This window comes from Halolamina litorea (genome assembly GCF_026616205.1).
Lineage (GTDB): Archaea > Halobacteriota > Halobacteria > Halobacteriales > Haloferacaceae > Halolamina > Halolamina litorea.
In genome coordinates this window covers 587,260-608,775 of record NZ_JANHGR010000002.1, presented here as the reverse complement: position 1 = coordinate 608,775, position 21,516 = coordinate 587,260, and the positions used below count along the sequence as shown (strand labels likewise).

Sequence of the window (21,516 nt, the reverse complement as noted above, 5' to 3'; positions counted from 1 at the left end):
CCGGAAAGGGGGCGCCGTTCACACTTGAACCCTCGGGTTCCTGCATAGGTCAGCCCTCGAAAACAGACTATTGATCACAAACGTGCATCACTCGGGCGGCGCGCGCCGCAGTCGGAGCCGGACGACGGTGCGGCCGTCCCGACGTTCGAACCCGAGGTCGCCGCCGACGGACTCGACGGCCCAGCGGACGAGCCAGAGCCCGAGGCCGCTGCCGTGCTGCAGTTGGGTGATGTCTCGGTCGCCGGTGACGGGTGCACGCTCCGTCTCGGGGATACCGGGGCCGTCGTCGACGACCAACAGGTCCACCCACTCGTCGGGGGCCGGGTCGAACGCCTCGGCGCGGAGTTCGACCGTCGGGGAGTCCCCACCGTGGGCGAGCGCGTTGTCGACCAACTCCTCGAGGGCGAGTTGGAGGTCCGGGGTAGCGAGCACCGCCACGTCCGGGTCCCCGGGAGCAGCCTCGATGGCCGCGTCTGGTGACTGCTGGCGCGCGTCGGCGGCCACCTGATCGAGCAGGTCCGTGACCGTCACCCGGTAGCGGTCGGTCGCCGGTTCCTCGATGATGCGGCGGATGCGCTTTGCGGTCTCGCTGAGGTCGATCAGGCCGTCGGCGGCGTCGACCAGCTTTCGCGCCTCCTCGCGTATCTCGGGGTCGTCGCTGCCTTTGAGGACGTTCTCGGCGCGGCCGATGACCACGCCCAGGTCGTTCCGGAGGTTGTGTCTGAGCAGCCGATCGAGCACCTTGACGTGGCGCTCGCGGCGCTCGATCTCTGTCACGTCGGTGTAGATGCCGAACGCCCGGACCGTCCCCTCCTCGGCGTACGGGATGCCACGGAAGAGGAAGGTCCGCGCGCCGCGGCCGGTCTCGCGTTGGATCTTCGCTCCGGTCACCTCGCCCTCGTTGACCTGTTCGTTGATGGCTTCGGGCGGCATGCTCCCCGGGGAGTTGCTCGCCGGCGAGTCCAGCACCTCGTCGATCGGTTCACCCACGATGGCGTCGCGGTCACAGTCGAACACCTCGGCGAAGGCGTCGTTGGCCGCCCGGATCACCGGGCCGCCCTCGACGTGTTCGGCGTCGACGACCGGATCGGGGAGGTTCTCGAACAGGGTCCACAGCCGCTCGTGTTTCCGGCGGAGGTCCGCACGCGTCTCCGCGAGGGTCGAGCGGTCCTCGACGACGCCGACGATGGACTCGCCGTCGTCGGTCCGCTCGAGCACCGAGAGTTCGACCTGCGCGGGGAACCCCCCCCCGCCGGGCGGGTCGATCCGGAGGTCGAGCGTGATCTCGTCGTCGCCCTCCCGGATCCGCTGTTCGGCCCGGTAGAACGCCGTCACGTCGATGAACTCGACCACGTGTTCGCCCACCAACGCCTCCCGAGTCCTGCCCAGTCGCTCGGCCAGCGCGGTCGAGACGTAGTCGATGGCCCGGTCCTCGTCGAGGACGAACACCAACCCCCTGAGCGACTCGAGAACCGCCTCCCTGCGCCGCAGTTGGCTCTCGCGCTCGGCGCGCTCCAGGGCGACCCGAACCGTCGTCGAGAGTAGTCGCGCGAGAGAGACGTCGTCCTCGTTGAACGCGTCTGGCACCCTGGAACCGATACTGATCGTACCGTAGTCGTCGAGCGGCAGGCAGATGGCCGATCGGACCGTCCCGAACCCGTCGTCGCCGAGATCGGAGCGGATCTGGGGGCTGTCGGTCTCGAACGCCGTGCCGGCCATCCCCTCGCCGACGGCGTAGGTCGGCCGGTCGGGCATGGTCTCGTCTACGGCCTCGGTCTGGGCGACCGGTACGAGCCGTTCGCCGGCCGAGTCCGTGAGTCGGACGACGACGACTTCGAGGCCGAGTACGTCCCGGACGGCCTCGGCGGCGATATTCGCCACCGCCTCGGGGGTCTCAGCGGCGAACAGGCGTCGGCTAACCCCGTGGAGGCGGTCGAGCACGATCCGCCGGCGTTCGTCGGCACCGAGTTCGTGGATCGTGATCGCGGCGCCGTCGCCGGTCGAGTGCGTGGAGAGCGAGAGCCAGCGGTTCGCCGGCATCAGTCGCTTGACCGTCGACACCGAGTCGTCGTCCGGGCCGAGGTCGTCGGCCCCGCGTTCGACCTGTCCGAGGTCGGCCCACGGCAACGCCTCGGCGAGGTCGGTGTCGAGCAGCGCCGTCGCTTCTCGGCCGAGCAGGTCCGCGGCGCGCTCGCCGACGTAGCTGATCCGGCCGTCCCCGTCGACGGTGAGGATACCGCGGGCCGGGGGCCGTTCCGTCGGGCGGACCGGCGCCTCGTTCGCCGGGACCGCCGGCGGTTCGCCCGCGCTGCCGGTCGTCCCATCGGCCGAGCCGGCGCCGTCGGAAACCGAGACCGCCCGGCCGGGTCGCGTGGCGCTGGCGAGCGCGTCGGCCACGCGTTCGGCGAGTCGGTCGGCGCCCCACGCCTCGGCGTCCTGTGGCAACACCGTCTCCACCCCCGCCGCGTCGGCTGCAGCCACGCCGTCGGCGGTCGTTTTCGGGGGACAGTAGATGATCGACGCCGACGGCGCGGCCGCTCGAACGGCGTCGACGTCGGCGTCGGCGGTATCGAGGAAAATCACGTCTGTGCGGTGTCGGGCGGCCGCAGCCGCGGCGCCCGCCGGGTCGGCAGTCAGGAGCGCCCGGTCGTGCCGTCGGGCGACGGCCGCAACCGAGGGTGGAGGAGCTGATTCGCCGATCCAAAGGAACCCCATCTATCGGGACGTTGAGGGGCGGACAGATAAACCCCTCCCGCTCGGTCGTTACTCGTAGATCGGGTGCTTCTCGGTGAGGTCGCCGACCGTCTCGGCCACCTGGGCGATCACGTCCTCGTCGTCGGGCGCGTCGACCACGTCGACGATGCAGTCGGCGACGGTCCGGCAGTCGCTGGCGGTGAACCCGCGGGTCGTGATGGCGGGCGTCCCGACACGGATACCGGAGGGGTTGAACGGCGAACGCGTCTCGCCGGGGACGGTGTTGGCGTTGAGGACGATGCCGGCCGCCTCCAGGGCTTCCTCGACGTCCTTCCCGGTCGTGTCGGGGTGGGACGGTCGCAGGTCGGCGAGGACCAGGTGGGTGTCGGTGCCGCCGGAGACCAGGTCGAGGCCGCGCTCGCTCAGTCGCTCGGCCATCGCTTCGGCGTTCGTGACGACGCGGCTGGCGTACTCCTCGAACTCGGGGGTGAGCGCCTCCTTGAACCCGACGGCCTTGCCGGCGATGTTGTGCATCAACGGGCCGCCCTGCATCCCGGGGATGACGGCCTTGTCGACGGCCTCGGCCCAGTCCTCGCCGCACATCACCATTCCGCCGCGGCCGGCGCGGATCGTCTTGTGCGTCGAGCCGGTGACGAAGTCGGCGATTCCGACCGGCGACTCGTGGACGCCCGCGGCGACGAGACCGGTGATGTGGGCGATGTCCGCGAGGTGGTGGGCGCCGACGGCCTCGGCGGCCGCCTGCACGCGCTCCCACTCGACCTCGCGGGGGTAGGCGGAGTAGCCCGAGACGATCATGTCGGGGTCGAACGCCTCCGCCTTCTCGCGCAGGGCCTCGTAGTCGACGTAGCCCGTCTCGTCGTCGCACTCGTAGTGTTCCACGTCGAAGTGCTCGCCGACGAAGTTGGCGTGGTGGCCGTGGCTGAGGTGGCCGCCGTGGGTCAGGTCGAGGCTGAGGATCTTGTCGCCTGGCTCCAGCGCCGCGATGTAGACGGCCATGTTGGCCTGCGAACCGGAGTGGGGCTGGACGTTGACGTGCTCGGCGCCCCAGAGATCCTTGGCGCGGTCGATGGCCAACTGTTCGACGGTGTCGGCGTGTTCACAGCCGCCGTAGTAGCGTCGGCCGGGGTAGCCCTCGGCGTACTTGTTCGTGAGGGCGCTCCCCTGTGCGTCCATCACGGCCTCGGAGACGTGGTTCTCGCTGGCGATCAGCGAGAGCGTGTCCTGCTGGCGGCCGATCTCGGCTTCGAGCGCGTCGGCGACCTCGGGGTCGACCTGTCGGACGTGATCGTGCTCCATACACGCACGGGCGGGGACGGCCGGGTTAAGCCTGACTGTCGGCGACGCGCTCGTGGCACCGTCGACGCCGCCACGGCGTCGACCGCGACACCACGGCACTCCGTCGCCTCGAAGAGGTCGGTCCGACCGCCCAACAGTAAGTTTAGTTAAACGTTCACTACTTATATAATTCCGATACAGTCCGACCCAGTAATTTCCGTTAGAAGCGCTGAGACGCCAGTATTCCCGTTAATATTAAATACGGAGTATTCCATACACTCTCATAGTAATGACATCGAATTTACTCGGCGAGGAAATCGAGGATATCCTCCGCCAGAGCATCGAGGAGGCCGGCGAGGAGCTGTTGTTCGTCGATCCCTCCGCAGCGGCCGTCGAGGCCCTAGTCGAGCTCGGTGTCGGCTTCGACGGGGAGCTCCCGACGGTGAAGCTGCTCGCCGACGAGCGGATGCTGAAAGACGTGATGGACGACTTCCTGGTGGCGAGCAACGCCGCTGATCTCGTCGAGGCCGGCACCCTCGAACTTCGGAACCTCGGTGCCGACACCGACAACGCCCTGCTCATCACCGACGATCGGACCGTCGCCGTCGTGAGCGCCGGCGACGCCGTCGCCGGGCTGGCGACCGACGACGCGGCGTTCGTCGAACTCGCCCACGCGGACTACAGCGAGCGCTTCGACGCCGCCGAAACGTTCAACCTCCGGACGCCGGCCATCTCCCGCATCCGCGAGACGATGGCCGCGGACATCGGCGAACAGGCCCGCGAGGACTTCGACGCCGTGCTCGACTCGCTCGAAACCGCCCGCGGCGACGGCGACGGCCTCGACGAGGTCACCATCTCGCTGCTGGTCGCCGCGAAGAACGACGTGCTCCTCTACGACATCAGCAAGTGGGGCGAGGACGTGGGGATCGCCTCGAAGGCGACGTTCTCCCGGACGAAGACCCGACTCGAGGAACTGGGCCTGATCGACACCGAGAAGGTGCCCATCGACGTGGGCCGACCGCGCCTGCGCCTCAAGCTCGGCGACGATCAACTCCGTGGCGCCGACGCCGGGGAGTTCGCCTCGATCGCCCAGTCGATGATCGACGCCTGAGCCGGCACCCGCGCCTTTTTGCGAGCCGCGCCCCCCTCCGGTGACATGGACATCGGAATCGTCGGGACCGGCCCGGCCGCCGACGCGATCGAGGCGGCTATGGCCGACCTCGACGCACGCATCGTCGAGATCGGAAGCGGCGACTTCGCCGACGTCGGGTTCTGTTTCGTCGTCGGCGCGACCGGCGCGGACGCGTTCGGCGCCGCGGCCGACAGCGACGCGCTCTCCCGCTGGGTCGCCGTCGAAATCGGCGGCATCGGCGGCTACGCCGTCGAAGGGACCGACGCCACAGTGTCGACGTTCACCCCTTCGTCCGGCTGCTACCACTGCCTCCAGCAGCGCGTCGCCGCCACGACCGAACCGACCGACGAGAGCCCCTCGGCGTCAACGAGCGCCGTACGCTTCGCTGGCGCGCTGGCGGGCCGCCGGGCCACCCGGGTCCTGACCGGCGAGGACCTCGGCGGCACCGTGGTCGAAGTCGAGGGCGCCGAGCGCGAGTTCCAGCCGGTCCCGTTCTGTGGCTGTCACCCCGGCCGCGACCGGATGCTCTCGCTCGACTACGAGGAAACGGAACTCGACCCGACGCTCACCCGCGCCGAGGCCGCCGTCGACGAGCGCGTAGGCATGATCGAACAGGTCGGCGAGCAGGCCTCCTTCCCGCTGCCGTACTACATGGCGGCCAACTCCGAGACGACGGGGTTCTCCGACGCTAGCGCGGCGCCCTTCGCCGCCGGCGCCGCCGTCGACTGGAACGAGGCGTACATGAAGGCGCTGGGCGAGGCGATGGAGCGCTACGCCGCCGGGATCTACCGGAACGCCGAGTTCCGCCGTGCACCCGCCACGGCGCTCGACGACGCCGTCTCGCCGACGCGATTCGTCACGGCCGACCGGTACGACCCGGACCCGAGCGTCGAGCGTCCCTGGGTCCCGGGGCTGGACCTCGACTCGGAGGACGGCGTCTGGCTCCCCGCGGAAGTCGTCCACTACCCCCCACCGGAGACCCGGATCAAGCCACCGATCACGACCGGGTTGGGCCTCGGTAGCTCGACGGTCGAAGCGACGGTTTCGGGGCTCTCGGAGGTCATCGAGCGCGACGCGACGATGCTCTCGTGGTACTCCGACTACGAGCCACTCGGGCTCTCGGTCGACGACGACCGCTTCGCGGCGCTCCGGAAGCGCGCCGCGAGCGAGGAACTTGACGTCACGGTCACCCTGCTCACACAGGACGTTGACGTTCCGGTCGTCGCCGCGACGGTCCACCGCGAGGGCGGTGCGTGGCCCCGCTTCGCCGCCGGCTCCGGCGCCGACCTCGACCCCGTGGCGGCCGCCACCGGCGCGCTCGCGGAGGCGCTCCAGAACTGGATCGAACTCCGGGACATGGGCCCCGAACAGGCGAGCGAGGAGGGCGGCGCCATCGGCGAGTACGCCGACTTCCCCCGGCGCGCCCGGGAGCTCACCCACCCGGAGACGACGATTCCGGCCGACTCGGTCGCCGACGACGCCGCGGACCGCAGCGGCGAGGCGGCCCTCGACGCGCTCATCGAGCGTGCCGACGACGCTGGCCTGAGCGCTTACGCCGCACGGACGACGACCCGCGACGTGGCGGGGCTGGGCTTCGAGGGCGTCCGCGTGGTGGTGCCGAAGGCCCAGCCGCTGTTCACCGGCGAGCCGTTCTTCGGCGACCGCCTGGCTCGGGTGGCGGCGTCGATGGGGTACGAGGCGAAGCCCGGGCGGGCGTACCACCCGTTCCCGTAGCGTTCGTCGGGGACTACTCGGCTTCGACAGACTCGGCCGACGACGTCGGATCGCTATAGCGTCACGTCCTTTACGTCGGCCACGCCGGCCCGTCGAACGACCGCCCGAACGGGGTCCTCGGCGCCCGTGAGGTTGTCCGAGTCGCCGTCCATGGTCAACAGCTTCGCGGGCCGGCCCGCCTCGATCAGGCCGTACTCCTTGCCCGCGATTTCGGCTCCGTTGCGGGTCGCCATCCGGAGCACCGTCTCCGCGGACACGTCGGCAAGTTTGGCGGTGAACTCCATCTCGCGGAACATCGACGGGGAGTTCAGCATCACGTTGTCGGTGCCGAGCGCGACGGTCGTGCGATCGGTCAGTTCCCGAATGGGGGCAACGCCGACGTTGGTCACGAGGTTCGAGCGCGGGCAGACCACGACCGGCAGTTCCTCGGCCTCGATCCTGTCGAGGTGCTCGTCCCGAGGGTGAACGACGTGGATCAGGTACGCCGGGTCGAGGTCCATCGCCGGCGTGAGGTCGTGAGGATCGCGCTCGCCGGCGTGAATGGCGAATGGCTTGCCTTCCTCGCGGCAGGCCTCGCACAGGTCGCCGAACTCGCTGTCGCGGGCGCCGCTGGCGCCGAAGCCGTCGGCGGCCCGCATGGCGTCGGCGCTCTCGCGGCCGAAGATCACCGGGTCGATCTCGCGGTCGGCGAGCGCGTCGCGGATCGCTTCGACGCCCTCGACGCCGCCCTCGCGGAACTCCATGAACGCCGCCGTGCCGGAGGTCTCCATGAACCGGAGGCTCCGGGCCATCGCCTCGACTTTCTCCTCGCGGCTGGCCGCGCGGAGGAGGCGGTGCTTGAGGCCGTCCGGCGGCGCCACGAGGTCGTCGAGCGAGAGGCCGCCGCCGGCCTCCTTGGCGATCGAGTCGCCGATGTGGGTGTGGGCGTTGACAAAGGCTGGCAGGACGATGTCCGTCGAGTCCGTGGGAGCCTCCTCGACTGCCGTGATCGTTCCGTCCTCGACGACGACGCGGCCCTCGACGGGATCGAACGACTCCCCCCGGAGGATCGTGCCTTCGAACGTAGTGGCCATACCCGACGGTGGCCCCGGGGAGAGATGAACGCGACGACACGGGCCGGAAGCTACACCGCCGCGGGGGCGGACGAACTGGGCATGTCCGATCCGCTCCGAGTCGTCGCCGTCGGCGAGAAGCCGCCGAGCGCCACGACGACGAGTCGGTAGCAGCGGCGGCGGCGACGCTCTCGGACGTGCTCGACCGGCTGGAACAGTAACGGCCTTCCGGGGGCGGGGGCTATCGACGACCGGCCGATGACGACGGCACCGGGCCGAGCCGGACTCGGCATCCGGCGACGACGAGCCCTATGAGTGCCGAGGCCGACTTTCGACCCGACCGTGTGCCGCTGACAGTCCCTTTCCTCGCAACGAGAGACGTCCCCAGCCGGTGCAGAATGGTCAGCTGAACGCGACTGACGACTTTTCGGGCACCGGTCTTGTTCGTCCCAGACGGGTTCGGACCGCTAACTCGGCCCTCCGTTACATTCGTGATCTGGGGAAGTGCAACGCCGAAAATCGGAAGTGGACCAGAATCCGGCATCAGACCCGCCTCAACGGTACGTTAGATCTCCGACACCACTATATACTGTCGTATGTTACCACTTGTCGAATGGTGACAGGTAATCGGCCGGAAGAGACACCGGTGGAGGGGTCAGACCCCTCGACGGCGAGCGATGGGTCGACCCGAATGTCGGTGCTCGACCGGCGTGGGCTGCTACGGCTCGCTTCGGCGACGGGCCTAACCAGTCTCGCCGGTTGCAGTCGGGTCGAGAGCTTCTTCGACGGCGACGATGCCGGGGACGCCACGCCCACCTACGGCTACGGTGGAACTCCGACGCCCGAGAGCACCGCCACGCCAACCGCGAGTGAAACCCGAACGAGTAGACCCACTTCCACGACCACACGGACCGGCACGCGGACCGCGACGGACGCAGCGACCCGAACGGGGACGTCCGTGCCGGAAGACGACTACGGGGAGCAGGGCTACGGACAGTACGGCTACGGGGGAACCCGCTGACTGCATCATGACCGATAATCACAGCTACAACACACCGACGAAGGGGGCGACAGAGTGGCACGCACCGTTGAACGACAACTTCGAACGACTCGACGGCGACGTCGAGGTCCGCGACCGCGAGGCGAACCGCGGGGACTACGTTGCCAAAGCCGGCGCGAAGTTTTTCGCGACCGACACGGGGGCAGCCTACATCGGTGACGGGAGCAACTGGAATCGGCTGGCGACGACGGGGGAGAACCCGACGTTCAATTCGCTGCGCGTCGAGAACGCGCCGAGTTCGAACAAAGACGTCGTTCGGCAGTCCGAACTCTCCGACAAGGCCGACTCGGTCCACTCGCACTCCGGCGACGATATCTCCCCGAACACGGTCAGCGCCAATCGAGTCGAGGCCGATACGGTCGTCGCGAGCGACGCCGGTACGACCGTCTGGGGCGCCTACGGCCAGTCGATCCCGTCCGGAACGCAGACGACGATCGAGTTCCAGAACGTCGAGACCGACCAGCGGAGCCAGTGGGACAGTTCGAACTACACCGTCGAAGTCACCGAGCCGGGGAACTATCTGGTCTCCGGCGGTGTCTTCTGGCGCGACGAGCCCTCGTCCGGAACGAACCACTGGTTCACCATCAAGAGGAACGACAACATCGGGGTCGCGCAGGCGTTCGCACAGGGTCCGAACGGCCTGCAGCTCCAAGCGAGCCGTCCCGTCCTGGGCGTTGGTAGCGGCGACTCGTTCCACCTGGAGGTCGAACAGTACGAGGACAGTCAACTCCGTATCGGGGGGAGTCGGGTCTCGACGTACCTGTCCGTCGTGCAGTTGTAGGCGAGGCGGTTCACAGCGACCACGGGAGTGGACCGGGCTGCTCGGACGGCGGCCACCGACGCCCTGATGCCCCGTGCGCCCTAGCGACGGCCCATGGACGACCTCCCGTCGGACGTGCACGCGGTCCTCGGACAGCTCCTGGCGGAGGCCCAGGTGGCCATCGGCGAGCGGGACCACGAGGCCGCCCGTACCGCCGTCGACAGCGTCGACGAGGTCGCGTCGAACAAGCTGCCGGAGAGCGAACAGCGGCGGCGCCTCCAGCACGGCTGTGAGCGGGTCCGAGCGCTGCTGGAGGACGGGGACAACGACGACTACGCCGCCGCGGCGGCGTACCTCTCGTCGATGCAGCGACGCGTCGAGTAGTCGGTCGCCCCTTCGAGGACGCCGTCAGCAGCGTCGTTTCCTGAGACCATCGAAGTAGGAGCGCCGTCCCTATCCACGTATCGGTGCCCTCCAGAGCTGCCACCGACAATGAAGGTAATCCTCCAGAGCGCCTCCCTTAGAACATGAGGGACGTACCCCCGACAGCCACAGGTGAGTCGGCTGCGGCAGTCGAGTACGACACCGTCGAGGTCGACGTGCTCGTGATCGGTGCGGGGGCTGCGGGAGCCCGGGCAGCGATCGAGTTGGTCGACCGCGGCGTCGACCCCGAGGACGTGCTGGTCGTCGGCAAGCGCCAGCACGGCGATGCCCACACGACGTGGGCCCGCGGCGGGGTCAACGGGGCGCTCGGAACGCTCGACCCGGAGGACGACTGGACGATCCACGCCGCGGACACACTCAACGAGGGCCACCACGTCAACGACCCCGGGAAGGTCGAGACCGTCACCCGGCGGATGCCGCGACTGCTCCGCCAACTCGACGAGTGGGGGATGGACTACAGCCGGACCGACGACGGCGAGATCGACCAGCGCTACTTCGGCGCGCAGTCGTTCCGCCGGACCGCCTTCGCCGGCGACTACACCGGCGAGGCGCTGCTCGACACGCTCGTCGAAGAGGCCCGAGCGCGCTCGGTCCCCAAGCGGGAGAACGTCTTCCTCTCGCAGCTGCTCACGGACGAGAACCGCGTCCTCGGGGCTGCCGGGACCGACCTCGACACGGGGGAGTTCGTCGTCTTCGACGCCGACGTGGTGGTGCTGGCCGCCGGCGGCTACACCGGCCTGTTCGAGCGCCACTCCTCGCGTGACGACGAGAACACTGGCGACGGCCTCGCGCTGGCCGTCGAAGCCGGCGCGTCACTGATGGACGTTGAGTTCGTCCAGTTCCACCCGACGGGGATGGTCGGCGATCGCTACGGGGAGGACTGGGACGGCCGACTGGTCACCGAGGCGGTCCGAGGCGAGGGGGGCCGGCTCTACAACGCCGCTGGCGAGCGGTTCATGGAGCGCTACTCGCCCGACCAGATGGAACTCGACGCGCGGGACGTGGTCGCCCGGGCCATCGCCGAGGAGATCGAGGCCGGCCGCGGCACCGACTCCGGCGGCGTCTACCTCGACATCTCCCACCGGGAGCGGTCGTTCATCGAGGAGCGACTCCCGCGGATGTACGAGCGCTTCGCGGAGTTGGGAGTCGACATGGCCGAGGAGCCGGTCGAGGTGGCGCCGACGGCCCACTACGGCATGGGTGGCGTCGCCGTCGACGACGAGGGGGAGACGGCGGTCGATGGCCTCTACGCTATCGGGGAGACGATGGCGGGCGTCCACGGGGCGAACCGCCTCGGCGGCAACTCGCTGGCGGAGACCATCGCCTTCGGCGAGGTGGCCGGCGCGGCGATCGCCGAGCGCCTGATGGCGGGCGAGCGCGAGCCAGCCGACAACGCACTCCACGACGCCGCGGTGGCCCACCTGCAGGGCCTGTCCGCGCTCGCGAACAGTGACGGGGCGAACGATCCGGCGGCGCTGCTGGAGGACCTGCGCTCGCTCCTCCGGGAACACGCGGGCATCCTCCGTGACGACGACGGGCTCGCGGCGGGGTTGGAGCGACTCGAAGAACTCCGGGCCCGGGCGACCGACCTCGCCGTCAACGGCACGACGAGTCGGAGCTACGAGTTCGCCCTGAACCTTGGCTTCGGGGTGACGGTTGCGGACACCGTCCTTCGGGCCGCCCGGGAGCGGACGGAGTCCCGCGGGGCTCACTTCCGTACCGACTACCCCGACACCGACGCCGAGTGGCGGCGGAACGTCCTCGTCGAACGGGACAGCGTCGGCGCCGCGCGGCTGTCGACCGAGCCAGTCGGGAGCCCCAGCGAGGCCGTGCAGGAAGCGCTCGACGCCGGCTACGAACTCGACTACCACCAGTTGGAGTGAGTCGGGAAAATCGGTGTCGTGGTCGGCGACGGTACCGAGGCCGCCGGCGCCGCACGTCGCTACCGGAACCGATCGATTGTCGCCGCGACTCCGGCTCTGGCCGCCGCGACGGCGCCACAGGGTCTGATCTCCGCCGGGTCGGCGCCGATCCAACGCGCCAGGGGGCCCGACCGGGTTCCGGCACCGAGCGCGACGAGCGTGCGGTCCCGGGCCCGGATTTCCACCGCGAGGTCGGCCGCCGTCAGCACCGTGTGGAGTCGGCGGCGCTCCGAGGGCGGCAGGCCCCGGAGCGCTCGCACCGCCGAGACGAGCGAGGGGAACTCGAGAAACAGCCGCTCGCCCGTCGAGCGCAGCGGCGCCTCCGTCCCGCCGACGGTCAGCGTCAGGTCGGCAGCGACCGTGAGCGGCGCCGTACCGCCCTCGGCAACGTTACTCACGCTCGCGGGTGCTGATGCGGAGCGTGCCGTCGAGTTGCCACCGGGCGTGGTCGGCGTCCTCACCGACCTTGCTCGGCACGTCGACGGTCATCTCCTCGAACTCGTAGGTGATCTCGGCGCCGCGGCCGGTCAGTTTGTCGTAGAGGCCGACCGCCAGTTCCGGCCACGTCGACGTCTCGTCCATCTCCGCCTCGGTCACTGAGGACTCGGACATATCCGACCTGTCGGCACACAGCAATAAGGCAGTATCTCCCAGTTGTCGATAGGTCTCGCCCCGTTCGGGACACGTTAGGGACACCTCGGCGTCGGGGCACCTCAGCCGTGATCCGCACCAGCGTCTCCGGGCGGCGTCTCCGTGTCGCTGACGGCCGCCGTGAAGCCCGCATCCCGGAGCCGTTCGACGAGCGGCATCCCGATCCCCGAGGCCGGCGTCAGCACGCCGCCGTCGAGCGACGAGTCCACGTCGCCGCGGACGAGACAGACCGCCGACTCCCCGAGCATCCGTGCGGCCGCGCCGTAGCCCGGGTCGAGGTCGGTGCCGAACTCGGCCTCGACGGTGAACGATCCCTCCCTGGCCGTCCCTCGGCCGACGACACGAACGGTGAAGTGGCCGTTCTCGATCCGGTCACGGCTCGGGCCCTCGCCGGGATCGGGAAACACGTGCCGACGGATCGCCGACCGCAGCGGGGCGACAGTCATCGCCGCCGTGAACAAGCCGAGTCCGCCGGTGAGGAGGGCCGCAGTCACCGCCCCCTCGGCGCCGCGACCGGTGGTGACGACCTCCGAACAGCGGAACTCGCGCCCCCACGGGTAGCCCAGCAGCGCGTTACTGCGCCGGACCACGCGCTCGTTCACCTGCGCCATCGGCGACGGTGCGGTCCAGACGCCTCTGAGCCGGTCCTTCTGGGGCCACGGTCCCGCGCCGGCGTCGACGCCGTCGCGCTCCCCCGCGGGGGCCAGAGAGTAGGGATTTCGGAGCGTCTCCCGGGCCAGCGGGTCCGTCGACGCCGCCTCGAACACCTCCGCCATGCTCGAAAGCGTCCCGCCGCTGACGCCGCCGCTGGCGTCGTCGACGTAGATCCGGACGGACTCACAGGGGGCGTCGAACGCGTCGAGCGCGTGGGACTGCACGAGCAGGGTGCCGATGTCCGCGGGCACGGAGTCGAAGCCGCAGCCGTGGACGATCCGTGCCCCAGCCTCGACCGCCTCGTCGTGGTAGCGGTCGATCGTCTCGCGCATCCAGTTCACCTCGCCGGTCAGATCGCAGTAGTCGGTGCCGGCCTCGACGCACGCCTCGACCAGTGGCGTGCCGTAGCGCGTGTACGGGCCGACGGTCGTACAGACGACCCGAGTGCTGCGGGCGATATCGCCGAGGCTCTCCGGCTCAGTCGCGTCGCCGACGACCGTCGGCAGGTCGTCCCACTCGCTCCGGGCCGCGAGGTCGGCCGCGACCGAATCGAGTCGGTCGGGGTCCCGGCCACCGAGCGCCAGCGAGAGCGTGGACGGTCCGTACCGTTCAGTGAGGTACTCGGCGGTCAAGCGGCCCGCGAAGCCCGTGGCACCCCACACGACGAGGTCGTACTGTCGGTCGTCCGTCGACATGGATCGTGTCGGCGTTGGGGCCGGAGGGGCTAAACGCTCGGCCTCGACCCGTGCGGACCGGGTCGATGGCGAGGGTCCGTAAGACCGCCCAACCGAGCCGAAATCCCGCCGTACCGGGAGCGGAGGCCGAGATCGGGGGAGGCGGTGGGACAACAGAGCGCCCGCCGAGTAGGATCGCTCCTGCGGAGACGGCGGGGTCGACGGCTCGCTTCGTAACAAAGCGCGTGGGAGTCGTAGGGTAGTCTCCCCCTCTGACGGGGGGAGAGACATGACCCAACAACCGAACGACACTGACGACCGACGGGACGACGTACCGACGACGAACGACCGCAGCAGCCTCACACGGCGTGGCGCACTCGCTGCCGGCGGGCTGACACTGGCCGGCGGCGCCCTCGGCACGGGCGTCGTGGCGGCCTCACAGGAGAACGGCAACGGCGACGAGAACGGGGACGGGAACGGCGACGGCAACGGTGGCAACGGCGGCAACGCCGCACGCAACTATCGGGTCACGGTGATGAACAACACGCCCGGACAGCCGTTCACGCCGCCGGCCGTCGCCGCCCACCAACCCAGCGTCGAGGTGTTCTCGGTCGGCGACCCCGCGAACGAGGCGACACAGCAACTCGCCGAGAACGGGAACCTCGGGCCGCTGGCACAGCTGATCGAGGAGACGAACGCGATCCGTGGCGCCGCCGTCGGCGAGGCGCCGCTGGTGCCGAAAGACGACCCGGGCGACACCGGGAACCCCTACTTCACGACGCTCGACCTGGCGGCCGACGCCAGCGCGACCCACCTCACCTTCGTGAGCATGCTTGTGGCCACGAACGACGGCATCGTGGGGCTGGACACGGTCCCGCTGCCGGAGGCGGTCAACGAGTCCCGGACGTACTACGCGAACGGCTACGACGTCGGCACCGAGGAGAACACCGAGGAGTTCGCCGACCTCGTCCCGCCGGCGAAGACGCTCATCGTCGGCGGCGAGGCCGAGGGGACGGTCGAGAGCGACCCGGACCTCGCCGAGGACGGGGTCATCACGCCTCACCCCGGTATCCAGGGGACGGGCGACCTCGACCCGGACGTCTACGACTGGTCCGAGCCGGCAGCCATGGTACAGGTCGAGCGCGTGGAAAGTGACTGATCGGCCGACCCCGAACGAAGCCGGCGCTACCGCGATGTCGGCGGCCGGCAGCGGTCAGGAGCGCCGCGGCCGGCGACTCACCACGTCGGCGAGCCGATGCACCGGAAGCCGGTCGGCGACGCTGCCGGGGAGCACGGTTCGGAGGCCCGCGAGGAACGGGCCGGGGTCGTCGAGCGCGAGGTAGTCAAAGCGCGGTTCCCGGACGATGGAACGACCGATCTCCCAGACCGTACCGGGCACGGACGGCCGCTCGACGTACGGTGACTCCTCGGTGAGCACGCTCAGTAGGTAGCCCAACTCCCCGTGGAGCATGTGCGTCCCGACGCCCAGTTCGTACGTGCAGTCGATCTCGTCGGCGCGCCCCGTCGCCGCCAGCCAGTAGTAGTAGGGGTAGTCGGCGCCCGCCCGGACCGTCGAGGGGAGCGACTGCCACATTCGGGGGTTGATCTCGGTGAGCACGTACTCGCCGGTCGCTGCGTCCCGCATGTACTCGATACAGGCGAGGCCGTGCCAGTCGAGTTCGGCCAGCAGCGCCCGGCCGACGCGCTCCAACTCGGGTTCGTAGATGGATCGGCGGTAGACGCCGCCGCCGCCGGTGTAGGAGTTGCCGCGGATCTGGCGGTGTTGGAACGTCGCCAGCGGTTCGCCGTGGTCGTACAGCCCGGTGAACATGAACTCGTCGTCGGTGTGGATGAACTCCTGAACGATGGGGTCGTGACCCATCGAGCGCCGAACCGCCTCCGGGTCCGGGGGGTCCTCATGGACGACGTGGTGGATCTCCTTGACCACGTCCATGTCGTCGGGCGTCAGGTGTTCGAGGGAGTCGTCGGTGAGGAAGTTGTACCGTGACTTGATCAGCAGGTCCTCGCTCCAGTCGCCCACGTCGGCGAGCAGTCGGGTCTCGGGGACCGGTACGCCCGCGGCGTCGGCGGCGGCAGCCAACTGCAGTCGGTCGGTGGCGGCTAGCAGTTGCTCCATCGTCGGTACGACCAGCGAGACGTGTTCGGCGAACGCCTCCCGGTACCGCGAGAGCAGGTAGGAGTCCTCCGGGCGGACCGGGATCACCGTCCGCACGTCCGGCCGCGCCGCCAGTTCGAGGAGTTCGTCACGGTACGCCAGGAGTCCCTCGCGGGGGTCCGGAACCGACACCGACTCGTCGCAGTAGCGGGAGGAAGCGGCGGGCACCCCATCTTTCTCCGACGCGATGATCGACCCGATCCCTCGCCGGGCGAGCGACCGAACACAGGTGTAACTGGCCGCGTCGTGTCCCGTGGGGATCAGGGCCCGTTCGTTCGTGGAGTGGGTGTCCGTCATCTTCGTACCGACAGCCTTGGCTCTTGGCCGGGTTTAGTATGAACGAGCAACGGGGGGGAAAGGAGTTCATAACCACCCCCGTCGAAGCCGTGCTCGGAGGGTGAAACCGCTGTACCGGCGCCGCCCAGCGCAGGAGCAGTCGGGCAGGGCCAGCGCCTCCCCGAAACGCCACAGGTGCAGGCTGCAGCGGTCACGGACGGGTATGGCCGTGTTAGACGCGAGTAGTCGGTTTGTAGTGAAAGGAGCGCACGCCGAGCGGGCGGTATGCGCCTCGTCCAGGTGTTCGTCCCCGGCGACGACCGAGACGCGGTTCGGGAGACGCTCTCGGAGATGGGGGTCGAGTTCGTGTTCACCGAGGCCAACGGACACCGCGAGGGGACGCTGGCGTCGATACCGGTGCCGACCGGCGCCGTCGATACAGTTCTCGGCCGACTGCACGAGGCCGGACTCCCGCGGGACACCTACACCGTCGTCACCGACGTCGACCGCGCGACCGTCCAGAACGTCGATACCCTCACGGACCGCTACGTCGAGGGGCCGCGCGGGCGTGGCGCGTCGAACGCCGAGATCCGGGAACGGGCGGCGGACCTGACACCCGACACGGCGACGTACCTCGCGTTCGCGCTCACCAGCGCCGTCGTCGCCGTGGGTGGACTGTTGCTCGACTCCGCCATCGTCATCGTGGGCGCGATGGTGATCGCCCCGTTCGCCGGGTCGACGCTCTCGGCCAGCGTCGGCGCCGTGACGAGCGACCGGGAGATGGTCGTCGACAGCGCCACGTCGCAGATCACGGGGCTGGTCGTCGCCTACGTCGGCGGGGTGGCGATGAGCCGCTTCCTCCAGTGGAGCGGCTTCGTGCCGTCGACGCTCGACGTGGGAAACATCGGGCAGGTAGGGGCGTTCGTCACGCCGAACCTCCTGGCCCTCGCCATCGCCATCTCGGCCGGACTCGCCGGTGCGCTCGCGCTGGCGACCGACCTGCCGGTCTCCATCGCCGGCGTCGCCGTCGCCGCGGCCATCGTCCCCGCCGCCGCCGTGGCCGGCATCGGGACGGCGTGGGGGGAGCCGCTCATCGTCGCCGGCGCGACCGTCCTGCTCCTGATGAACATCGTCTTCATCAACCTCACCGCGTACCTCGCGTTCGTCGCGCTTGGCTACCGAACGTCGGTGTTCCGCGGCCTGCGCGGGGGGACCGTCTCGTTACGAACCGGGGGGTACGCCGTGATCGTCCTCCTCTTTCTCGTCGTCGCCGGCGGGACCGTCGCGGGGACGTACCAACACCTCGTGTTCGAACAGCGGGCCAACGACGCGATCCAGACGGTGCTGGCCGAGGAGCAGTACCGGTCGCTCGAACTCGAGGGCGTCGAGACCGAGTACAACGACGCCGGCGCCTTCAGCGACGAGATCGCGGTGACGGTGACCGTCGGGCGGACGACCGACCGCGAACACGAGAGGCTGGCGATGGCCCTCCGGGCTGCGATCGACGACCGAACGGGGCGACCGGTCCGGGTCGACGTTCGGTTCGTCGACTACCAGCGCGCGCCGGCCCAGGACGCCGGGGCGAGGTCGGGCGGCTGGTGGCCGTTCACGTGGTGGCCCTTCGACGGCTGGCCGCTGCTGACGGCGCCCGGCTCACTCGCGTAGTCGTTGCCAGAGCACTCGGGCGGTCCGGCGGAGTTTGGTGAGCAGCGCGCCGACGCGCCGCGAGCGCGCGAGGAGGCGGAGCGCACGGACCGACCGGCCGGCACGGAGCAGTCGGAGCGGCCGGAACCACGGGACCGCCGTGAGGACGAGAAACCAGTTCTCGCGGAGGAACACCAGCGGGCGCTGCTCGGACCACCGGTAGAGCAACGCCAGATCGATGAGGAACACGGCCAACAGCCCTCGGAGGGCTCGACGGACGGCGTCGACGGTCGGCGGCGCGAGAGCGAGAACGTCGAACGTGACCGCGAGGTCGACGGCGAACAGCGCGATCCAGACGGCCGTCGCCACCCCGACGAACGGCGACCACCAGCGTTCGGCGTCCATCCGTGGCCGGTAGGGGTTCGCGGGAGAAAACGTTGGGCCGGGCGAGCGTCAGCGGGGACCTGCGTCACCAGTCGGCTGCGCCGCCGGGGAAAGAGTGGAGGGTCCCCGGGGCAGCAGCGCGCTGGGTTACTCTGCGTCGGTCTCGGTCTCCGTGGCCTCGTAGGAGACCTCGGTGCCGGAGGCGACTGGCTGGAGGATGTACCCGTTGGAGCCGCCGCGCTGGACCGGCGTGAAGTCAGCGGTGAACGTCGTTCGCTGGTCGGCGCGCACCTCGAAGGACTCGTTGAACTGCAGCGGCGCCTCCCCGGGCGTCACGACCTCCGCCGAGTCGCCGCCGGTGAGCGTCGCGTCGACGCCGGACACGTCGAGTTGGAGGTAGGCGTACGTGCCCGTCTCGATCTCGTGTTCGTCGACCAGTTTCGTCTCCCCGTCCTGGAGTTGGACGAGGTCGGCCTCCTGTGGCTCGTCGTACTCGTAGTACGTCCGGTCGTCGCTCTGGTCAACGTCTTCCTCGTTCTGTGTGGTGACGGCGTCCTCGTCGGTCGTGGCGGTGTTCTCCCCGCCGTCGTCGCCGTCCCCGCCGTCGTCGCCGCCCTCGCCGCCCTCCGCCAGCCAGAACCCCTCGACGGTGACGACGCAGCGCTCGAAATCGGCGATGTCCCCGGGCGCGTCCTTCACGACCGTCGCGAGCGTACCCGTGGCCGTCCCGCCTGAGCAGCCCGCGAGCCCGGTTATCCCGGCGAGGCCGACCGCGCCCGCCGCTCTGAGATAGTTCCGCCGTGTCGTCGTTGTGTCGCTCATGCACTCACCCCGAACGAACTGGACCCGGGAAAAGCGGGGGCACGCCCAACCTCGATTCACCCGCATTTAACTCGATTAGTCCCGCGTTCGGGGCAGATAACCGCCGGCGGGCCGTGGGGCGCCCACGAAAAGGGTCGTACGGGCTGACTGCGTGGTCGGCCGCGGTTCGCGCGCTCCGAGCAGCCGGCCCCGCGGTGTTCAGTACCCCTCGTCCAACAGTTCCCGCGCGACGATGTTCTTCTGGATCTCGGTGGTACCCTCGTAGATCTGGGTGATCTTCGAGTCGCGGTAGAGCCGCTCGACGTCGAAGTCGTCGACGAACCCCGCGCCGCCGTGAATTTGGACCGCCTCGTCGGCGGCGTCGGTCGCCACGTCCGAGGCGAACTCCTTGGCCATCGAAGCCAACATCGTCAGGTCCTCCTCGGCGTTGTCGACGCTCCATGCCGACTTGTAGGTGAGTTGGCGCGCCGCCTCGGTCCGGGTGTGCATGTCCGACAGTTTGTGGCGGATCGCTTGGAACTCCGAGATCTCGCGGCCGAACTGCTCGCGTTCCTCGGCGTAGGACAGCGCGCGCTCGGCGGCGCCCTTGGCGATCCCGACCGCCTGTGCGGCGACCATCGTCCGGGTCTCGTCGAAGAACTGCATCAGTTGGGGGAACCCCATCCCGCGCTGGCCGACGAGGTTCTCCTCGGGGACGCGCACGTCGTCGAACCGGAGTTCGGCGGTGTCGCTCGCGCGGATGCCCATCTTCCCGGTGATCTTCTCGCTCTCGAACCCGTCGCGCTCGCGCTCGACGAGGATCTGGGAGAAGCCGGTGTAGCGGTCGCCCACGTCGGGGTCGGTCTCACACATCACGACGAAGTAGTCCCCGACCGAACCGTTGGTGATCCACATCTTCGAGCCGTTGAGCACCCACTCGTCGCCGTCCTTCTCGGCCCGGGTAGAGAGCGAACTCACGTCCGAACCGGCGTGGGGTTCGCTGATCGCCGCGCCCATCACCGCCTCGCCGTTCGCGATCGGCGGGAGGTACTCCGCTTTCTGCTCCTCGGTGCCGAACTCCATGATCGCCTCCGCGCCGAAGCCGGCGCTGGTGACACAGAGCCCGATCCCGGGGTCGACCGCGAACAGCTCCTCGGTCACAATGGCCATGTCGAGCGTCGAGTAGCCGACGCCGCCGTACTCCATCGGGAAGTGTGCGCCGGTCAGCCCCATCTCCGACGCCTTCTCGACGATCGCGGCGGGGTACTTCTCCTCGCGGTCGTACTCGCTCGCGACAGGTGCGATCTCGTTCTCCGCGAACCGCCGCACTTCGTCGCGGAGCTGCTCTTGCTCTGGAGAGAGTCCGTAGTCCATGGTCCTACCCAACAAGAAACACACCAAGAGTTTTTCGGCGAACGGGGGCAGTCGGGCCGGAGATCGGTCCCGGTCGGTTCCATAGCCCTGGTCAGTCGACGCTGATGAAGCTGATGCTCGGTTTGCTCCGCCCCGACTCGGGGACGGCCCGCCTGTTCGGCGAACCGGCCCACGAGTTCGACGAGAGGTCGCGACTGGGCTACGTCGCCCAGCACGCGGGCGCCTCGAAGGAGATTCCCATCACCGTCCGCAAGGTGGTCGGCCTCTGTGTCGGCATCATCGCGTCGCTGATCGGGACGTTCCTCGTCCACCGCCAACTGGCGCTGATCGGCCGCGCGCGCACACGGCGTTCGCGGGCGTCGCCGTCGGTCTGTTCCTGAACGCGGTCATCGACCTCGGGGTGAGCCCCTACCTCACGGTGGTCGGCGGCGGCGCCATGCAGATCATGGGCGTGATCCTCGTTGCGACGATGCTGGTGGTGCCGGTCGCCGGCGCGGCGCAGGTCTCCCCGGAGCTTCACCGAGTCGCTGCTGCTCTCCGTGGTGATGGCCGAACTCGCAGTGCTGTTGGGCATCGCGAACTCCTACTACGTCGGCGCGACCGCCGGCGGCATCGTGGTGCTCGTCGCAGCCGGCATCTACGCGCTCGCCGTCGTCGCCGGAAAGGTCAGGCCGCAGTGGGCGAGGAGGTGATCCCAGAGACGGGCAGCATCGACGCCGGCGACGGCGGACGTCCCGCGGCCGGGCAGCCGTCGGCCGACGACGCCGACTGATTTCTGGACCGGGCGC

Annotated in this window: 18 protein-coding genes and 1 pseudogene; 9 read left to right on the top strand and 10 right to left on the bottom strand. The window is 69.5% G+C overall.

Annotated elements, in window-relative coordinates:
* Window positions 1-87: 87 nt before the first annotated feature.
* Entirely contained in the window at window positions 88-2,583 is a 2,496-nt protein-coding gene (locus NO998_RS14100) for a PAS domain-containing protein (protein ID WP_267647914.1), read from the bottom strand.
* A 180-nt stretch (window positions 2,584-2,763) separates the two neighbouring features.
* Entirely contained in the window at window positions 2,764-4,011 is a 1,248-nt protein-coding gene (gene glyA / locus NO998_RS14095) for a serine hydroxymethyltransferase (RefSeq protein WP_267647913.1), read from the bottom strand.
* A 268-nt stretch (window positions 4,012-4,279) separates the two neighbouring features.
* Between glyA and tbsP the strand changes: the two genes are divergently transcribed.
* Both tbsP and NO998_RS14085 read left to right on the top strand, forming a co-directional pair.
* The gene (tbsP, locus tag NO998_RS14090; protein WP_267647912.1) at window positions 4,280-5,101 is read left to right on the top strand and encodes a transcriptional regulator TbsP; all 822 of its coding nucleotides are present in this window, start codon (window positions 4,280-4,282) and stop codon (window positions 5,099-5,101) included.
* A gap of 45 nt (window positions 5,102-5,146) precedes the next feature.
* On the top strand, window positions 5,147-6,856 hold the full coding sequence (locus NO998_RS14085; protein WP_267647911.1) for a YcaO-like family protein: 1,710 nt from the start codon (window positions 5,147-5,149) through the stop codon (window positions 6,854-6,856).
* Between the two features lie 53 nt (window positions 6,857-6,909).
* Here the strand turns inward: NO998_RS14085 and NO998_RS14080 are convergent, their stop codons facing one another.
* Window positions 6,910-7,929, bottom strand: coding sequence for an amidohydrolase family protein (locus tag NO998_RS14080; RefSeq protein WP_267647910.1), 1,020 nt, complete (start codon window positions 7,927-7,929; stop codon window positions 6,910-6,912).
* 24 nt (window positions 7,930-7,953) lie between these two features.
* Between NO998_RS14080 and NO998_RS14075 the strand changes: the two genes are divergently transcribed.
* The 4 genes from NO998_RS14075 to NO998_RS14060 all read left to right on the top strand — a co-directional run bounded on the left by NO998_RS14075 (window position 7,954) and on the right by NO998_RS14060 (window position 12,055).
* The gene (locus NO998_RS14075) at window positions 7,954-8,079 is read left to right on the top strand and encodes a hypothetical protein (protein WP_267647909.1); all 126 of its coding nucleotides are present in this window, start codon (window positions 7,954-7,956) and stop codon (window positions 8,077-8,079) included.
* An 857-nt stretch (window positions 8,080-8,936) separates the two neighbouring features.
* A complete protein-coding gene (locus NO998_RS14070; RefSeq protein WP_267647908.1) occupies window positions 8,937-9,749 on the top strand; it encodes a hypothetical protein in 813 nt (270 codons plus the stop codon).
* 93 nt (window positions 9,750-9,842) lie between these two features.
* Window positions 9,843-10,112, top strand: coding sequence for a DUF8101 family protein (locus NO998_RS14065; protein ID WP_267647907.1), 270 nt, complete (start codon window positions 9,843-9,845; stop codon window positions 10,110-10,112).
* Window positions 10,113-10,255: 143 nt separating this feature from the next.
* Window positions 10,256-12,055: an L-aspartate oxidase gene (locus tag NO998_RS14060; RefSeq protein ID WP_267647906.1), complete on the top strand. Its 1,800-nt coding sequence runs from the start codon at window positions 10,256-10,258 to the stop codon at window positions 12,053-12,055.
* 59 nt (window positions 12,056-12,114) lie between these two features.
* Here NO998_RS14060 and NO998_RS14055 read toward each other — a convergent pair whose 3' ends face one another.
* The 3 genes from NO998_RS14055 to NO998_RS14045 form a co-directional block, all read right to left on the bottom strand.
* Window positions 12,115-12,492: a peptide ABC transporter ATP-binding protein gene (locus NO998_RS14055; RefSeq protein ID WP_267647905.1), complete on the bottom strand. Its 378-nt coding sequence runs from the start codon at window positions 12,490-12,492 to the stop codon at window positions 12,115-12,117.
* On the bottom strand, window positions 12,485-12,706 hold the full coding sequence (locus NO998_RS14050) for a hypothetical protein (protein WP_267647904.1): 222 nt from the start codon (window positions 12,704-12,706) through the stop codon (window positions 12,485-12,487). The genes NO998_RS14055 and NO998_RS14050 overlap by 8 nt, the downstream gene beginning before the upstream one ends.
* Before the next feature lie 101 nt (window positions 12,707-12,807).
* A complete protein-coding gene (locus tag NO998_RS14045) occupies window positions 12,808-14,094 on the bottom strand; it encodes a saccharopine dehydrogenase family protein (protein WP_267647903.1) in 1,287 nt (428 codons plus the stop codon).
* 268 nt (window positions 14,095-14,362) lie between these two features.
* Between NO998_RS14045 and NO998_RS14040 the strand changes: the two genes are divergently transcribed.
* Entirely contained in the window at window positions 14,363-15,232 is an 870-nt protein-coding gene (locus NO998_RS14040; RefSeq protein ID WP_267647902.1) for a spondin domain-containing protein, read from the top strand.
* 54 nt (window positions 15,233-15,286) lie between these two features.
* On the opposite strand, the gene NO998_RS14035 is transcribed toward NO998_RS14040, so the two are convergent.
* Window positions 15,287-16,546: a carboxylate--amine ligase gene (locus NO998_RS14035; RefSeq protein ID WP_267647901.1), complete on the bottom strand. Its 1,260-nt coding sequence runs from the start codon at window positions 16,544-16,546 to the stop codon at window positions 15,287-15,289.
* Between the two features lie 264 nt (window positions 16,547-16,810).
* Here NO998_RS14035 and NO998_RS14030 point away from each other — a divergent pair, with 264 nt between their 5' ends.
* Entirely contained in the window at window positions 16,811-18,190 is a 1,380-nt protein-coding gene (locus tag NO998_RS14030; RefSeq protein ID WP_267647900.1) for a DUF389 domain-containing protein, read from the top strand.
* On the opposite strand, the gene NO998_RS14025 is transcribed toward NO998_RS14030, so the two are convergent.
* From NO998_RS14025 to NO998_RS14015, 3 genes are all read right to left on the bottom strand, one after another.
* Window positions 18,179-18,574: a hypothetical protein gene (locus NO998_RS14025; RefSeq protein WP_267647899.1), complete on the bottom strand. Its 396-nt coding sequence runs from the start codon at window positions 18,572-18,574 to the stop codon at window positions 18,179-18,181. The two genes, NO998_RS14030 and NO998_RS14025, sit on opposite strands and share 12 nt — an antisense overlap.
* Window positions 18,575-18,700: 126 nt before the next feature.
* The gene (locus NO998_RS14020) at window positions 18,701-19,375 is read right to left on the bottom strand and encodes a DUF4382 domain-containing protein (RefSeq protein WP_267647898.1); all 675 of its coding nucleotides are present in this window, start codon (window positions 19,373-19,375) and stop codon (window positions 18,701-18,703) included.
* A gap of 198 nt (window positions 19,376-19,573) precedes the next feature.
* Window positions 19,574-20,728, bottom strand: a complete 1,155-nt coding sequence (locus NO998_RS14015) for an acyl-CoA dehydrogenase family protein (protein WP_267647897.1) — start codon at window positions 20,726-20,728, stop codon at window positions 19,574-19,576.
* 104 nt (window positions 20,729-20,832) lie between these two features.
* Here NO998_RS14015 and NO998_RS14010 point away from each other — a divergent pair.
* Window positions 20,833-21,500, top strand: a pseudogene (locus NO998_RS14010) (metal ABC transporter permease).
* Window positions 21,501-21,516: the final 16 nt, after the last annotated feature.

What these genes read in the sequence shown, in the direction of transcription:
- tbsP (WP_267647912.1), top strand. Translation starts at nt 4,280, where the DNA reads ATGACATCGAATTTACTCGGCGAGGAAATCGAGGATATCCTCCGCCAG.
- NO998_RS14020 (WP_267647898.1), bottom strand. Translation starts at nt 19,375, where the DNA reads ATGAGCGACACAACGACGACACGGCGGAACTATCTCAGAGCGGCGGGC.
- NO998_RS14045 (WP_267647903.1), bottom strand. Translation starts at nt 14,094, where the DNA reads ATGTCGACGGACGACCGACAGTACGACCTCGTCGTGTGGGGTGCCACG.
- glyA (WP_267647913.1), bottom strand. Translation starts at nt 4,011, where the DNA reads ATGGAGCACGATCACGTCCGACAGGTCGACCCCGAGGTCGCCGACGCG.
- NO998_RS14080 (WP_267647910.1), bottom strand. Translation starts at nt 7,929, where the DNA reads ATGGCCACTACGTTCGAAGGCACGATCCTCCGGGGGGAGTCGTTCGAT.
- NO998_RS14085 (WP_267647911.1), top strand. Translation starts at nt 5,147, where the DNA reads ATGGACATCGGAATCGTCGGGACCGGCCCGGCCGCCGACGCGATCGAG.
- NO998_RS14065 (WP_267647907.1), top strand. Translation starts at nt 9,843, where the DNA reads ATGGACGACCTCCCGTCGGACGTGCACGCGGTCCTCGGACAGCTCCTG.
- NO998_RS14025 (WP_267647899.1), bottom strand. Translation starts at nt 18,574, where the DNA reads ATGGACGCCGAACGCTGGTGGTCGCCGTTCGTCGGGGTGGCGACGGCC.
- NO998_RS14075 (WP_267647909.1), top strand. Translation starts at nt 7,954, where the DNA reads ATGAACGCGACGACACGGGCCGGAAGCTACACCGCCGCGGGGGCGGAC.
- NO998_RS14030 (WP_267647900.1), top strand. Translation starts at nt 16,811, where the DNA reads ATGCGCCTCGTCCAGGTGTTCGTCCCCGGCGACGACCGAGACGCGGTT.
- NO998_RS14015 (WP_267647897.1), bottom strand. Translation starts at nt 20,728, where the DNA reads ATGGACTACGGACTCTCTCCAGAGCAAGAGCAGCTCCGCGACGAAGTG.
- NO998_RS14040 (WP_267647902.1), top strand. Translation starts at nt 14,363, where the DNA reads ATGACCCAACAACCGAACGACACTGACGACCGACGGGACGACGTACCG.
- NO998_RS14035 (WP_267647901.1), bottom strand. Translation starts at nt 16,546, where the DNA reads ATGACGGACACCCACTCCACGAACGAACGGGCCCTGATCCCCACGGGA.
- NO998_RS14070 (WP_267647908.1), top strand. Translation starts at nt 8,937, where the DNA reads ATGACCGATAATCACAGCTACAACACACCGACGAAGGGGGCGACAGAG.
- NO998_RS14060 (WP_267647906.1), top strand. Translation starts at nt 10,256, where the DNA reads ATGAGGGACGTACCCCCGACAGCCACAGGTGAGTCGGCTGCGGCAGTC.
- NO998_RS14050 (WP_267647904.1), bottom strand. Translation starts at nt 12,706, where the DNA reads ATGTCCGAGTCCTCAGTGACCGAGGCGGAGATGGACGAGACGTCGACG.